11 protein-coding genes are annotated in these 13,765 nt (G+C 57.7%); 6 read left to right on the top strand and 5 right to left on the bottom strand.

Annotated features, from left to right (window positions below):
- Window positions 1–5: 5 nt before the first annotated feature.
- Complete coding sequence (locus OIS50_RS17440) at window positions 6–2,444, bottom strand: polysaccharide biosynthesis tyrosine autokinase (protein WP_264691916.1); 2,439 nt, start codon at window positions 2,442–2,444, stop codon at window positions 6–8.
- Between the two features lie 45 nt (window positions 2,445–2,489).
- On the bottom strand, window positions 2,490–3,557 hold the full coding sequence (locus tag OIS50_RS17435; RefSeq protein ID WP_264691915.1) for a polysaccharide biosynthesis/export family protein: 1,068 nt from the start codon (window positions 3,555–3,557) through the stop codon (window positions 2,490–2,492).
- Window positions 3,558–3,655: 98 nt separating this feature from the next.
- Between OIS50_RS17435 and OIS50_RS17430 the strand changes: the two genes are divergently transcribed.
- From OIS50_RS17430 to hpf, 4 genes are all read left to right on the top strand, one after another.
- On the top strand, window positions 3,656–4,795 hold the full coding sequence (locus tag OIS50_RS17430; RefSeq protein WP_264691914.1) for an acyl-CoA dehydrogenase: 1,140 nt from the start codon (window positions 3,656–3,658) through the stop codon (window positions 4,793–4,795).
- A gap of 86 nt (window positions 4,796–4,881) precedes the next feature.
- A complete protein-coding gene (gene rpsU / locus OIS50_RS17425) occupies window positions 4,882–5,073 on the top strand; it encodes a 30S ribosomal protein S21 (protein ID WP_264691913.1) in 192 nt (63 codons plus the stop codon).
- A gap of 162 nt (window positions 5,074–5,235) precedes the next feature.
- Window positions 5,236–6,123, top strand: coding sequence for a tyrosine-type recombinase/integrase (locus OIS50_RS17420; RefSeq protein WP_264691912.1), 888 nt, complete (start codon window positions 5,236–5,238; stop codon window positions 6,121–6,123).
- A gap of 34 nt (window positions 6,124–6,157) precedes the next feature.
- Complete coding sequence (hpf, locus tag OIS50_RS17415; RefSeq protein WP_264691911.1) at window positions 6,158–6,457, top strand: ribosome hibernation-promoting factor, HPF/YfiA family; 300 nt, start codon at window positions 6,158–6,160, stop codon at window positions 6,455–6,457.
- A 77-nt stretch (window positions 6,458–6,534) separates the two neighbouring features.
- On the opposite strand, the gene metK is transcribed toward hpf, so the two are convergent.
- Entirely contained in the window at window positions 6,535–7,797 is a 1,263-nt protein-coding gene (gene metK, locus OIS50_RS17410; RefSeq protein ID WP_264691910.1) for a methionine adenosyltransferase, read from the bottom strand.
- Window positions 7,798–8,036: 239 nt separating this feature from the next.
- Between metK and OIS50_RS17405 the strand changes: the two genes are divergently transcribed.
- Window positions 8,037–8,867 (top strand): phosphatase PAP2 family protein, encoded by an 831-nt coding sequence (locus OIS50_RS17405; protein WP_264691909.1) that lies wholly within the window; start codon window positions 8,037–8,039, stop codon window positions 8,865–8,867.
- Between the two features lie 212 nt (window positions 8,868–9,079).
- A complete protein-coding gene (locus OIS50_RS17400; protein ID WP_264691908.1) occupies window positions 9,080–10,405 on the top strand; it encodes a hypothetical protein in 1,326 nt (441 codons plus the stop codon).
- 93 nt (window positions 10,406–10,498) lie between these two features.
- Here OIS50_RS17400 and OIS50_RS17395 read toward each other — a convergent pair whose 3' ends face one another.
- Both OIS50_RS17395 and OIS50_RS17390 read right to left on the bottom strand, forming a co-directional pair.
- Window positions 10,499–12,970, bottom strand: a complete 2,472-nt coding sequence (locus OIS50_RS17395; protein WP_264691907.1) for a prolyl oligopeptidase family serine peptidase — start codon at window positions 12,968–12,970, stop codon at window positions 10,499–10,501.
- 111 nt (window positions 12,971–13,081) lie between these two features.
- Window positions 13,082–13,765 carry an HD domain-containing protein gene (locus OIS50_RS17390; protein WP_264691906.1) on the bottom strand — a complete coding sequence of 228 codons (684 nt, stop codon included), beginning with the start codon at window positions 13,763–13,765 and terminating at the stop codon, window positions 13,082–13,084.

Below are 13,765 nucleotides of genomic sequence, written 5' to 3'. Positions count from 1 at the left end.
GCAACTTACGAAAAGCGGCGGCGCAACCGCGCCAACACTCCTGTTGGCGCCTTTTCGTCCTCGTAATAGCCGTAGCCACTGCCATAACCATAGCCGTAACCGTAGCCGTAAGCACCACCAGCCTGAGCATCGTTCAAAATGGTCGTCAGCTTCGTAAAGCCACTGCCGCGCACCAATTTGTTGATGTTTTTGAGGAAAGCTTTTTTCGAATACCCAGCCCGCACAATGTATATTGGAATATCCACCTTCCGCATAATCAATATGCCATCAGTCACCAGTCCTACCGGAGGCGTGTCGATGATTACGACATCGTATTGATGCTTCAATTCTTCGAGCATCTGATCAAACTGAGAATGCAGAATCAACTCAGAAGGATTGGGTGGTGTTGGTCCCGCCGAGATAAAGTCGAGCGTAGGAATGCTCGTACGTTGAATACACTCTTGGACCGTATGCCGTTCAATCAGGATTGTGCTTACCCCTTTTGTGTTCTCTGCTTCAAAAGCCAGATTAACCTTGGGTTTACGCATATCCAAATCAATAATGATTACGCGCTGATCTGATAAAGCGATAATACCTCCTAGGTTTACCGCAACAAATGTCTTACCCTCTCCCGATACAGTTGATGTAATTGATATTAACCTTTTGTGTTTGGAGGACGCCAGGAATTCTAGGTTTGTTCTGATAGAACGAATAGCCTCCGATATAGCCGATTTCGGATTTCGATCCACAATCAACTTAGAAACCGTGAGCTTCTCTTTATCATAAGATGGTACTACGCCTAATACTGGGCTAACCGTGCTAGATTCTAATTCGCGCACTGTGGTAACGGTATTGTGCAGCAAAAAGCGAACTGCCACCAATGCTAGGCCAAGTGCTACTCCCGAGGCTAAGCCAATTGCATACACCATGCTCCGTATAGGATATATTGGTGCTGTAGGCAAAGTTGCAGGGGATAAGATCTGAAAATCAGGAGTTGTACCTGCTTTCTGAATACTGAACTCCACCTTTTTGTCCATTAGCATTAAGTACGTCTTCTCGTACAATTCAAATGGACGGCGAAGGCGCACTAACTCCGTTTCTTTTTCGGGAAGCAGTTGCAAACGCCCCTCCAACTCGCCTTGCAGTTGGTTTAGCTTGTTCACCTCTGAACGCACTAACTGGCCGGCCTGTTGTAAGAGCCGGCGGATAGATCGGCGTGTAAAATCTAGTTGTTCACGCCGAATTTGTACGGCTGAAGTGGTAGGCTTGTAAGACTCGAGCAACCGATTCATATCGGCCTGTTGATCGTTAAGAATACCGATTTGCTGGGTCAGCTGCGCATCTTCTAATATAGCTAGAGCCGGTATGCTCTGCTCAATATCCGCCCCCTCTTGCACCATTATCTGGTTTTGCTCAACCAGCTGGGCTATTTCGCCAATTGCGCCCGCCTTGCGTAACAATTGTTCTTTTTCCTCTTCAATGGCCTCCATTTTTTCAGTTATGGTGGCCAAATCGGATTTCACGTCGTACGTCTTATTCCGCTTTACAAATTCTTGCAAAGCCTCTTCTGCACCCTGCAAACGCTGGCTATTCTGATCCAGTTGCCCCTCCAAAAAGGCTAACGCCTGTTGAGTCGCCTGTGTATTCTTAGCTAATTTTTCTTGTAGATACAACGTATCTATTTTATTAACTATATCACGCGCCTTCTCAGGACTATGATCTTTAAATGAAATACCAATTGTATTTGCTTCAGGATTTATAACCTCGACTGTGAGACCTTGATCGATATATGCCCAAACAGCGGAGTTATCGTGAATAATAAAGTAATAATTAATCCCCAACTGCACATCTTGTTCTGTTTTTTTTAACGTCAGTATCGAGCTTCCTATCTTGAAAGGCTGATTGAATACACCTTCAGCTTTAACCTCTACACCAGCTAAATTTACAGAAATAGAGAAGTGCTGATTATCACCAAATATTATATCGAATTTTCGATTGTATATCGACTGATCGGTAGGATCGTAATCTACTCGAAAAGGCGTTGCATTATATAATTCACTCGCCAAGACAGTACCTTCCACGAAATAGCTTACGTTGAGGTTTAGTGAGTCCTGCAACTTACGATATATCAGGTTGGAGCGAATTAGCTCTACTTCACCAGCAAGGTTCTTAGCGTTTTGTTGGGCTTCGGCTGCGCCACCTGCGGCACCTAATCCTAAAACAGCCGTTTGTGTTTTCTGATCAATTTTGAGAGTAGAGGCCGACTGATACACCGGTTGGGTATAACGCAGGTACAGCCATGCGGCTGTTAAACCCAGGGCAATGAGGAGCACCATCCAAGGCAGGCTACGCCGCGTTACCATCAGCAACGTAGCCACATCGAAGCTGCTTTCGGCAACGTCGTCGGTTTCTTCGCCGCTTGCGCGAATTAATTCTTCCAGTTCTGCTTCCTTATTTACTGCCATGCGGAAAAGCGGGTTTGGCCAAAAACACGGCTACCCTTGCAAAAATTAGAGACGATCTATAACGAAGACCGAAGTTGAGACGAGGGCTGTTATGGTGCCGAGCAATCCGATAAGCGGAGCGGCATCTTGTAAGCCCTGAATAAAGGCCGAACGACGGGCAGGTTCGATGTATATAACATCATTCGGCTGCACCCTCAGGTTGGCTTCCCGCATACCAGCAATTGTAGTCAGGTCGATTACCTGTACTTGAGCCTTCTTAAAACTACCGTTGGCCTCGGGCCGGATCAGGCGGATATTATTGAGCTTTCCTCCTATGGCTGAGGCAACTCCACCTGCGTTATTAGGCCCGCCTACAGCTGCAAGCACTTCAATCACACTCATGTTCTCATTGGTTAAGGGCACAATTTGCCCCCCAGGAGTGCCAAGCACAACTACCCGATGGTTGGTAACTCGGGTTTGCACAAACACCCCTCGGTAGAACTTATCGTACAGAGTTTGCAGCAGACTATCTGCTTGCCGTACGGTTAGGCCTGCAACCCGCACTGGTTCAACAACAGGCAATACAACTCTTCCGTCGGGGCCCACTAAGTAGTCGGTAGGTGCGGGAGCAGCACCGCCACCTGCACCTCGAGTAGTTAAAACCCGCTGTTGCCGGTTAGCACTACCAACACCCCCTGACTGGGCTCCCGGGGTACCGAAACCAAGCTCTCCGTTTGGGTCAATAAGCCGTTCGCCTTCGTTGGTAAAAACGCGAACTTCTAGGTAATCATTTGGCTTAATCCGATATGTTCCTTGCACCTGTGACAAAGCACCCCGAATCATCAGCGTATCGGCAAGATCTTGCTTTGTGGGGCGAAACATAATGCTCTGCTGATAACGGCGCGAGGATGCGCACGAACCAAGCACTGCTAGTAAAGACAAGAATAGCAGAATACGTGAGGGGCGGAATGATTTGATTAGATGCATGAAAACCGCCCTTAAGGCGAGCTGGCTTTGGTGGGTTGGCAATTTTGGCACTAACGCTAGACGCTGACGAATTTGTGCCAATAAACCATCAAAGAAATTGAATAAAGAGCCCCTATCAAAATAGCAACTCTGCGGAAGGTGTTTCATAACGTCCTCAGCTACGCAAAATTCGTACCTTCGCTTTAACCAAACGAGCGTTTGTTTTACCCCACTGCCTCCCCATCATTCCCACAACATTTTTTTCCATGGAACTGGTAGCTACCGAAAACCAGACAATGATTGCCCAGATGGTGCGCGACTTCGGCGCTACCCACATCAAGCCTTTCATGCGCGAGTGGGACGATACGCAGGAGTTTCCGGCTGAGGTCTTCCACAAGCTAGGTGAACTGGGCCTTATGGGCGTACTGGTGCCGCAGGAGTATGGTGGGGCCGGTTTTGGCTACACCGAGTACGTAACGGCTATTGCCGAGTTGTCGAAGATTGACCCGAGCATTGGCTTATCGATGGCGGCCCACAACTCGCTCTGCACCGGCCACATTTTGCAGCACGCATCGGAGGAGCAGAAGCGCAAGTACCTGCCCAAGCTTGCCTCGGGCGAGTGGATTGGCGCTTGGGGCCTAACGGAACCCAACACCGGTTCGGATGCCGGCAACATGCGCACCACGGCCGTGCTCGACGGCGACCATTACGTGCTAAATGGCGCCAAAAATTTTATTACGCACGGCAAAAGTGGCCACGTAGCGGTTGTAATTGCCCGCACCGGCGAGGTAGGCGACTCGCACGGCATGACGGCATTTATCATCGAGCGGGGTACGCCGGGCTTTGCGGCCGGGCGCAAGGAAGACAAGCTGGGCATGCGCGCTTCGGAAACCACCGAGCTTATTTTCACCGACTGCCGCATTCCGAAGGAGAACGTGATTGGTAACGTTGGCGACGGTTTTGTGCAGGCGCTGAAAGTGCTCGACGGGGGCCGTATCAGCATTGCAGCTCTTTCCCTAGGTATTGCGCAAGGCGCTTACGAGGCCGCCCTGCAATACTCCAAGGAGCGTCAGCAGTTCAACCAGCCGATCAGCAACTTCCAAGGTATCAGCTTTAAACTGGCCGATATGGCGACGGAAATCGAGGCGGCTTCGTTGCTGACCTACCGGGCGGCTGATATGAAAGACCAAGGTCTGAACGTGAACCGCGAGTCGGCCATGGCCAAGCTGTACGCTTCGGAGGTGTGCGTGCGCGTAGCGAACGAAGGGGTGCAGATTTTCGGGGGCTACGGCTACACGAAGGACTACCCGGCCGAAAAGTTCTACCGCGACTCGAAGCTGTGCACCATCGGCGAGGGCACTTCTGAAATCCAGAAGCTCGTAATTGCCCGTACTATTCTGAAATAGAGGAACCTCGTGGGGGCTTGCATCGTAACGACTTGGCTGTTACCTTTGCAACCCTCAAACTCTGAAACTCCACGCTTTCTTTTTTTATGCTCATCGTCCAAATCAAGGAAAACGAGTCGGTTGACCGCGCGCTGAAGCGTTTCAAGAAAAAATTCGAGCGCACGGGTGTGCTGAAAGAACTGCGTCGCCGCACGTTTTTCCAGAAGCCGTCGGTGACCAAGCGCAAGCAGCGCGACAAGGCTGCTTACAAACTGGCCACGTACGGCTCGCAAGACTAGTTTTTGCGCCGTACCGCCTAGCAGCGGCATAGTTATTTGCTGCGCTTAAGCTCACAGCGGGCCTGCCCTACCTAGGGCAGGCCCGCTGTTTTTTTGTGTTTTGATTATCGTTGAGGTTTTCTACATTGGGTTTCTGCCGTTGCCGCCGTTGCGGCTTCCCCTATGGAAGCATTTTTTGATTATCTGCGCTTCGAGCGCCGCTACTCGCCGCACACTGTGCTGTCGTACCAAACGGATTTGCGGCAGTTTCAGGACTACCTGCTGCACACGTACGAACTGCAGGACGCAACTGCGGCCGACCATACGCTGATTCGCTCCTGGATTGTGACGCTCATGGAGCAGCAGCGCGACCCGCGCACCGTAAATCGGAAGATTGCCTGCCTACGCTCCTACTACAAGTTTTTGCTGCGCACGGGGCACATCGGCCGCAACCCGATGCTGCGCATTACGCCGCCCAAAACCAGCAAGAAGCTCCCCGACTTTGTGCCGGAGCAGTCGCTGAACCAGCTGCTCGATTCGTTCGAGTTCGAGGACTCGTTTGCGGGCATCCGCGACCAGCTGATGCTGGAAATGCTCTACGGCACGGGCATCCGCCTCTCGGAGCTTATCGGCATTGCGCACGCCGATGTAAGCCTGCCCGCGCGCACGGTGCGCGTTACGGGCAAGGGCAACAAGCAGCGGGTAGTGCCGCTCAACCCGTCGCTCATCGGCGTCATCGAAAATTATATCGCGCGCAAAACCAGCGAGTTTGGCCCGGCAGACAACGCCACCGCTCCCCTACTCGTTACGGATAAAGGCAAGCCGCTCTACCCGCAGCTGGTTTATCGTACCGTAAAGCACTACCTAGGGCAAATTACTTCGGCGCCCGGGCAACAGCACCCCCACGTGCTGCGCCACTCCTTTGCCACGCATTTGCTGGGCAAAGGCGCCGACCTGAACGCCATTAAGGAGTTGCTTGGGCACGCCAACCTGGCCGCTACGCAGGTGTATACGCACCTGAGCATCGACAAATTGAAAGCTGTATTTGAAAAGGCCCATCCAAAGGCCTGATTTTCCTTTGTCTTACCCCAAAACCCCACGACCGATGAAAGTACAGATGCAATCGGTGCACTTCACCGCCGATCAAAAGTTGCTCGACTTCATCCAGAAGCGCCTCGATAAACTCGAAACCTTTTACGACCGCGTTACGGAAGGCGAGGTTATCATGCGCCTGAACAACAACGACGGCGTAGATAATAAAACTGTCGAAATCAAGCTATTCGTGCCCGGCACTACCCTGTTTAGCCAAGAGAATGCGGCCAGCTTCGAAGCAGCCGCCGACTCGGCCGCTGAGCAGCTCAAAAAGCAGCTGATCCGCCACAAAGAGAAGCAGACAGCCCACTAAAAACCCTAGGTGCCCCACAACAAAGCGGCCCGCCTCAGCTGAGGCGGGCCGCTTTGTTGTGGGGCACCTAGGGTTGCTTACAGATTAAAAGCCTGCTTGATCTGGTCGACGTAGTCGAGCTTTTCCCACGTGAAAGTTTCTACCTGGCGGGTTTCGCCGTTGGGCAGGGTTACCTGCTTGGTCTGCGACTCGCGGCCCATGTGGCCGTAGGCAGCGGTTTCGCCGAAGATGGGGTTTTGCAAGCCAAAACGCTGCACGATGGCGTACGGGCGCATATCGAACAGCTGCTGCACCTTTTCGCCAATCTGGCCGTCGGTGAGTTGCTGGCCGTTGCTGCCCACGGCTTTGGTGGTGCCGTAGGTCGTCACGTACAGGCCCACGGGCTTGGCTACGCCAATGGCGTAGGCCACCTGCACCAGCACCTGATCGGCCACACCGGCGGCTACCAGGTTTTTGGCGATGTGGCGCGCGGCGTAAGCGGCCGAGCGGTCAACTTTCGAGGAGTCTTTGCCCGAGAAAGCACCGCCGCCGTGGGCACCTTTGCCACCGTAGGTATCCACGATGATCTTGCGGCCGGTGAGGCCGGAGTCGCCGTGCGGGCCGCCGATGACGAACTTGCCCGTGGGGTTGATGTGGTAAGTGATGTCGTCGGTGAAGAGCTGCTGCACCTCCTGGCTGAGCTGGGCCTTCACGCGCGGAATCAGAATGCCTTTTACGTCGTCGGAAATGCGGCGGAGCATGGTTTCCTCGGAGGTATCGAAGTCGTCGTGCTGCGTCGAAACCACGATGGTATCGATGGCCTCGGGGGTGTTATCGTCGGCGTAGCGGATGGTTACCTGCGACTTCGCATCGGGGCGCAGGTACGTCATCTGGCGGCCTTCTTTGCGAATGGCCGACAGCTCGCGCAGCAAACGGTGCGAGAGGTCGAGAGCCAGGGGCATGTAGTTGTCGGTTTCGCGCGTGGCGTAGCCGAACATCATGCCCTGGTCGCCGGCGCCCTGGTCTTCGGGGTTTTGGCGCTCTACGCCCTGGTTGATATCGGGCGACTGTTCGTGCAGGGCCGACAAAATGCCGCACGACTCAGCCTCGAACTTGTACTCGGCCTTGGTGTAGCCGATGCGGCGGATAACCTCGCGGGCCACGCCTTGCACATCAACGTAGGCTTTCGATTTTACTTCGCCGGCTACGACTACCAGGCCCGTGGTAACGAGCGTTTCGCAGGCAACTTTGGAGGAGGGGTCCTGTCGCAGAAATTCGTCCAGAATGGCATCGGAAATCTGGTCGGCTACTTTGTCGGGGTGGCCCTCCGAAACGGATTCAGAGGTAAACAGATATGGCATTGCGCTGATGTAGTGCCGGCTTCGGTGAAACCTAAACCCGCGGAGAAGCCCCGGCAGAGCAACCCACAGGTGGGGCGCAAAGCTACCGAAAATCAGGAAAGCACATCAGTTTGTGGGCAGGAAAGCGCGCCCTAGGTGCTGAACCCGGCAGGGGCCGCCTGGCACCTTGGGCGCGGCCCGCCACCAACCCAACGGCCGAGCTTGCGTTTGAGGCAGCAACCGCTTTCTGCTTTTCTCTGATGAAGACCTTATTGATACGCGCGGCCCTGCTGCTGAGCGCCGTGCTGCCCACCTTGGCTTCGGCCCAAAGCCGCTCGCCCTACCAAACCCGCCTCGCCGTCGATGGCCCCGTTATCGGGGCGCTGCTCGTGACCACGGGCGTGGCTTTTAACCAAGGCCGCCAAGACGAGGGCCTGACCGACGAAGAAGTGGCCGCCCTGCGCCGCGACGACGTGAACCGCTTCGACCGGTTTGCGGCCGGCAACTACGACCCCACGGCCAAACGCATCAGCGACTACCCGTTCTACGCCTCGTTTGCGGCGCCGCTGGTGCTGGCCCTGGCCGACGGCGACGTGCGCTCCAAGGCCGGGCAGGTGGGCGTGCTGTACCTCGAAACGCTTTCGGTAACGGGGGCGCTGTTTACGGTGGCTACGGCCGCGGTGCCGCGCAGCCGCCCGCTGGCTTACAGCACCAACCCCGAGCTGACCATCAGCCAGCGCGGCAACAACAACTCCACCAACTCGTTTTTTGCGGGCCACACCGCGGCCACTGCCACCAACACGTTTTTCGTGGCCAAGGTATTCCACGACTTCCACCCGGAGTCGGCGGCGCGGCCCTACGTGTGGGCGGCGGCAGCGGCCGTGCCCGCCGCCGTGGGCTACCTGCGCTTGAAAGCGGGCAAGCACTTTTTGTCGGACAACTTGGTGGGCTACGCCGTGGGCGCGGCCTCGGGCATTTTGGTGCCGCAGCTGCACAAAAAGAACCGCAACGGCTTTTCGGTGGTGCCGATGCAGGGCCTGAACGCCAACGGCTATTCGTACGGCGGACTGCTGCTCACGAAGCGGCTGTAGAGCCGGGTGCCCCTAGGTCGGTTCGGCCCGCGGTTGCTTTGGCTGCCGCGGGCCGAAGTCGTTTAGGCCCAGCCGGCGCGGGTATTTTTGGCACTGGGTGGGCGCGGACGGCGGCAACCGTCGGGCTTGGGGCTTAGCTTTACCCGATTATGAACCCGCTACGTTTTGGCATGCGAATTTTTACTTGTTCGATTGCATTGTTATCCGGTTTAATGCTCAGTGCCCGGTCGGCATCGGCCCAGGTGTTTGAGCCCGGTTACCTTATTCTAACGGCTGGCGACACGCTCCGCGGCGAGGTAGAAAACAACTACTGGTCGGCGCCGCCCAAGGAAATTCGCTTTCGGCCCCACGCCCAAACGCCGCCTGCCCCCTACCTGGCGCGGCAGCTGCGCGGCGTGCACCTAGGGAGCGGGCGTCTGCTGCGGCGCGAGGTGCTGCCCATCGACTACACCGTGACGTCGGACCTGAAGCGCATGCCCGAGCAGCTCCGCATTGAGCAACGGCCCGATACGGTGCTGGCCGACGTGCTGGTAACCGGCGCGGCCTCGCTGCTGCTGATTGAGGACGGCAACGTGAAGCACTACTTTGTAAAGCGCGAGCAGCAACCTTACCTCGAGCTGGCCCCGCGCAAGTACCGCCAAAACCTAGGCGGCGTGGTGAAGGTGGTGGACGCCAACAACTACCGCGGCCAGCTGGAGGTGTATTTCCTCGACTGCCCCGCCGTGGTGGCCGCCCTGCCCAAAACGGCCTTCACCGAAACAGCGCTGGCCAACCTTGTGCAACGGTATAACCGCGAGTGCTCGGCCGCGCGCCAGCCGGGCAGCAGCAACGTGGTTGCCAAACCGCGCAACCGCGTGAAGCTGCAGGTAGGACCAGCCATTGGCGTGCGCTACAATTCGCAGCGCCTGCGCCTTGCCGACAGCCCCGGCCTGGAACAACCTACCCTCGATGGGCTGCAGACCGACGGACGTTTGCACGCGCAGTACGGGGTGTTCTTCGATGTTGTATTTCCCGGCCGCCATTTGGCCCTGCATACTGCCGTTAACCGATCGGGCTTTGGGCGTACCGCACGCGTATCCTCGCCGGCAGGCTCGGCTAACTACCAGGGCACGCTCGATTGGCGCGGTTCCTTTACTTCCATCGAGCTGGGCCTGCGCTACCTGCGCCCCCTGGGTAGCCGGCTGCAACTGGTAGCCGGAACAGGCTTGCACGTGTATCCGGCCCACGCTTTTCAGCGCTTCGAGGCCAATGAGCTGCACTACACCACCACGCCGCGGCTGGGCGCCGTCAGCAGCTCCTACGGGCTCGATGGTTTTGAGAGCACGCGCCTGCCGTACCTGGAGGTGGGCCTGCGGCACGACCGCGTTACGCTGATGCTCTATGCCCGCCGCTACGGCCTCAGCAACTACTACGACCCGTTTGTGGTGCGCTACTTCGATACGCCTTATTACCGCGGCTACGATTACAAGGCACGCACCCTCAGCTTAGCTGTAAGCCTCGCGTTCCAGATCAACGGCAACTCCGACGCCAAGGAGTAATCATTTACTTACACAGGAATTTTGCCTTAAGCAAAGCGGCCGCGCCCAACCTAGGGCGCGGCCGCTTTGCTTTGTCGGGCTTATCCCTAGGTGCTACTTACCGCCCGTGCTGCCGGCAGCGGAGCCTGCCCCCGCAGTGCCCGGCTGGTTGCGTAGCGTGGTTTCGAACAGCTTCAGGATGCGCTTGTACTCATCGGTCCACGACGAAGGCTCCACGAAGCCGTGGTCCTCCACGGGGTACACGGCCAGTTCCCAGTTGTCTTTGCCAAGCTCGATAAGGCGTTGCGTGAGGCGCACGATGTCCTGGAAGTGCACGTTGGTATCGACCATGCCGTGGCACATCAGCAGGTTGCCCTTCAGGCCCTCGGCGTAGTTGATGGGCGACGAGCGGGCGTAGGCCACGGAGTCGTTGTAGGGCTCGTTGAGGATGTTGTCGGTGTAGCCGTGGTTGTAGTGGGCCCAGTCGGTAACGGAGCGCAGGGCAGCACCCGACTTGAATACCTCGGGCTGCGTGAACATGGCCATGAGGGTAATGAAGCCACCGTAGGAGCCGCCGTAGATGCCGATGCGCTGCGGATCGACGTTGTACTTCTCCACCAGCAGCTTGGCGCCATCGACGTGGTCGGAGAGGTCTTTGCCGCCCATGTAGCGGTAGATGCCGGTGCGCCAGTCGCGGCCGTAGCCGGCCGAGCCGCGGTAATCCACATCGAGCACGGTATAGCCGCGGTCGGCGAGCAGGTTATGGAACATGTACTCGCGGAAGTACTGGCTCCACCACTTATGCGCGTTCTGCAGGTAGCCGGCCCCGTGCACGAAGATGACGGCCGGCCGGGTGGGGTCCTGCTGCGCGGGGCGGTAGAGGCGGGCGTGCACCAGGGCGCCGTCCTGGGCTTTGTAGGTTATTACCTCGGGCTCGCGCCACTTGTAGCTCTCGAACTCCTTGGTGGTGGAGCGCGTGAGCTGACGCATTTTGGCGCCGGGCTTGTTGTCCATCACGTACAGCTCCCAGGGCTTGTTGGCGTAGCTGTAGCGCACGGCCAGGGTTTTCTCGTCGGGCGAAAGAACTACCTCGTGGGCACCGCTTTGGGTAGTGATTTGCGTGAGCTGACCGCCTTCGGCTGGCATGCGGTAGAAGTGCTGCTCGCCGGGGTGCGACTTGTTGGCCGTGAGGTACCAGGTCTTCTTGTCGCGGCTGAGCTTGGCTTGCTGCACTTCGAAGTTGCCGCTGGTTAAGGCTTTTTTCTGTCCCGAAACCGCATCCACGGTGTAGAGGTGCGAGTACCCGGTTTCTTCGCTCTGGAAGTACATGCGGCGGCCATCGGGCATCCAGCCTACGTTGCCGGCTTCGTAGCCAATGCCGGGGCCGTTAATCCAGGCTTCGTCGCGCTGGCGGTCGAGCAGAGCTATTTTCTGGGTGGCGGGGTCGAGCGACACAATCCACCGGTCTTTGTTGTCGGTGGAGCGCATCACCAGAAAAGCGCGCTGGCCGGAGTCGTTCCAGTACGGCCCGTGGGGTATTACGCGGCGCAGCTCGGTGGCGGGCTTGTCTTTGCCGTTGGCTTTGTCGCCTTCGGCGGGCACGGGAGCTTTGGCCTTCAGGGCGTACTCTTTGCGGTAGGCGGGCTGCTCGTCGAGGCCCTTCAGCTCTTTATAGCCGAGCACAAAGGTAGTGTCGCGGCCGATGTCGTAAATGCCCAGCTCGTAGGCCGTTTGCGGAGCGCCTACTTTGTTGCGGGTGTTGATGTCTTCGGTAAAACCCGAAGCCGTGACGAAGGCCGGCACAATAGCTACCTTATCGTTGGTGGGGGCCTGCACCAGCGAGTAGGTTACGTAGCGGCCATCGGGCGAGAGGCGCAGGTTCTCGACGGTTTGGTTGCCTAGGTAAATGGGCTTGGGCCGCAGCTTGGCCAGGGCCTTTTGCAGCCGCTCGCGGGCCTCGCGGTCTTGCTCGCGCTGTTTAATCACCTGAAAAAGGGCCAGCTGCTGCGCCCGCAGGTACTTCTCCGATTTATCCGTAGATGGGCCGGGCGGCCGCTGCCCCCGCCGGAAATCCGTGCGCTGGGTCGTCTCGCCGGTGGCGGGGTCCCAGGTAAACAGGTTGCCGTTGCGGGTGTAGCTTACCGCTTTGCCTTGCAGGGCAAATTCAGGCTCCATCTCGCGCTCGGCGGTGTTGGTGATGCGCCGCGTTTTGCCCGATTTCAGCTCGAGCAAGTAAATGTCGCCGTCCTTCTCGTACACCTTGAGGGTGTGGGCGGCATCGTAGTCGCCGCGGGCGGAGGGCAGCTGGCGCTGCTCGGCCAGGCTTACTTTGCGCGGCGCCTTACCATCGGGCGTGGTGTAGTAGAGCGAGTCGCGGCGGGCGCGCTCGGGGTTCCACTGAAAGTAAATGCGCTTGCCGTCTTCGCTCCAGTACTGGGCCGAGGGCAGACCGCCGAGCCATTGGGCCGGCTCGCGCATGATTTTCTCGACGGTAAGCGGCGCCAGCGGCGAACCAGCCTGCGGAGTTTGGGCAACGGCTGCTACCGGCCACAAAGCCAGCAGCCGCAGCGCACTAGAAAAACGCATAAAGGTGGTATTCGGGGGAGAGAAAGGACGAAGCGCAACTTACGCATCGCGAAAGACAAGCCCTAGGTGCCGCCGTTGCAACCAGCTCCGGGCACCTAGGGGCAGTTTAGGTCATACGCCTAGGTCGTCGAGGCCGCGGCCGGCTTCCCAGGCTTGCAGCTCGGCGGCGAGGTTGCGCCGGGCGGCCGCGTCGCGGTGTTGCTGTGCGTAGCTGGTGCGGTAGAGTTGCGGGGCCTCAAGCAAATGGCGCAGCACTTTGGCCCGGCCGGGGCGGTACAGCAGCTTGGGCACCAGGTGGTACTCCTGCCGCACTTGCCGGGCGTAGGCGGCGTATTGCGCAGGCTCGGCACCCAGGATCCACAAATCAGCATCGAGCAGCAAAGCCGTATCGGGGCCGTCGTTGGGCTCGGTGCGGGCGTGGTGCTGCGTGCGCCGGATGAGGTAATCGAGGCGGGCGAGCTGCTCGGCCGTGAGGCGACTGCCTTGCAGGTGCTGCCGGGCGGCCTCGGCGCTGCGGGCTTCGTTGTCGTGGCGCAAGGGGTCGTACACGGCATCGTGAAACCACACGGCCAGCTCCAGCACCGCCGCATCGGGTGCTTTCTCGGGGTGGGCATCAAGCACTGCAAACATGGTGACCAGGTGCGGCAAGGCGTGGTAATGCCGGTCGGAACCTGCGTAAGCACCTAGCACGTAACACCAGGCAGCCTCGCCGGCTGCGGCCGGCAACAGCGGGGCTACCGTTTGTTGCCAGCGCGCGGCCAACGAGGCTGCAAGGGGTTGGTCGGGAGTTGTCAC

It is taken from the genome of Hymenobacter sp. YIM 151858-1 (assembly GCF_025979705.1).
In the GTDB taxonomy this organism is placed as follows: domain Bacteria; phylum Bacteroidota; class Bacteroidia; order Cytophagales; family Hymenobacteraceae; genus Solirubrum.
The sequence above is the reverse complement of the archived record's forward strand: the minus strand, read 5'-3'. Positions and strand labels throughout refer to the sequence as shown.